Below are 414 nucleotides of genomic sequence, written 5' to 3' on the forward strand. Positions count from 1 at the left end.
CAGGCTTCACGCACACACGTAGCGCACATGCGCGGTGGTGATTTTTACTCTCGTGAGAAGTCAGTGACAGTGGACAAAGCTGGCTTTGTTCGCATTGAGCACACCGACAAGCAGGGTAACAAGACCGTACTTAAGCCTCGTATTGACCTGTTGGCCGGTGAAGTCATTGATGGCATGTACATGAGCAAGAAAGCCTTGTGCAAGTTCTTCGAGGAACAAATCGAAGATGCCAAGCAAACGGGTATTTTGTTCTCACTGCACGTTAAGGCAACCATGATGAAGGTGTCACACCCCATTGTGTTCGGCCACTGTGTAAAGGTGTTCTACAAAGACTTGTTTGAAAAATACGCCGACCTGTTTGCCGAGTTAGGCGTGAACGCTAATGATGGTCTGGGCAGTGTTTATGATAAGATT

Annotated in this window: 1 protein-coding gene; it reads left to right on the forward strand. The window is 47.8% G+C overall.

The window, feature by feature from the left end; translation table 11 throughout:
* The coding region (locus J0A66_RS21825; RefSeq protein ID WP_206575951.1) for an NADP-dependent isocitrate dehydrogenase at positions 1-414 on the forward strand (414 nt) is incomplete at both ends.

It is taken from the genome of Bowmanella dokdonensis, from assembly GCF_017254865.1.
Lineage (GTDB): Bacteria > Pseudomonadota > Gammaproteobacteria > Enterobacterales > Alteromonadaceae > Bowmanella > Bowmanella dokdonensis.